Origin of the sequence: Streptococcus suis (genome assembly GCF_002960445.1) — a bacterium.
GTDB lineage: Bacteria > Bacillota > Bacilli > Lactobacillales > Streptococcaceae > Streptococcus > Streptococcus hyiners.
This window is the reverse complement of the sequence record NZ_POJD01000340.1, coordinates 1-287: the sequence shown is the minus strand read 5'-3', so window position 1 is coordinate 287 and position 287 is coordinate 1. Positions and strand designations below refer to the sequence as shown.

The 287-nt window shown below is 44.6% G+C and carries 1 protein-coding gene; it reads right to left on the bottom strand.

Going from position 1 to position 287, the window contains the following annotated elements; all coding sequences use genetic code 11:
* A partial coding sequence (locus C1G53_RS11155) for a transketolase-like TK C-terminal-containing protein (RefSeq protein ID WP_330847482.1) occupies positions 1 to 287 on the bottom strand: 287 nt, incomplete at both ends.

Below are 287 nucleotides of genomic sequence, written 5' to 3'. Positions count from 1 at the left end.
GGATTTCTTCCTTGTAAGCTGCGTCTTGTGCATCGAAGAGTTCAGTTGATGGCACAGAAACCACACGAACCTTAGTGCCTGCTGCTTCTAATTCTTTGGCAGCTTTGACAGCCAAGTTCACTTCTGAACCAGATGCAAGAAGGATTGTATCAAAGCCTGCTGCTTCATAGACAACATAAGCCCCTTTTGCAACCTTGTCAAAGTCTGTTCCTTCTTCAACTGTCAAGTTTTGACGAGTGAGAACAAGGGCTGATGGTGTAGACTTGCTAGTCAATGACAAGTACCAA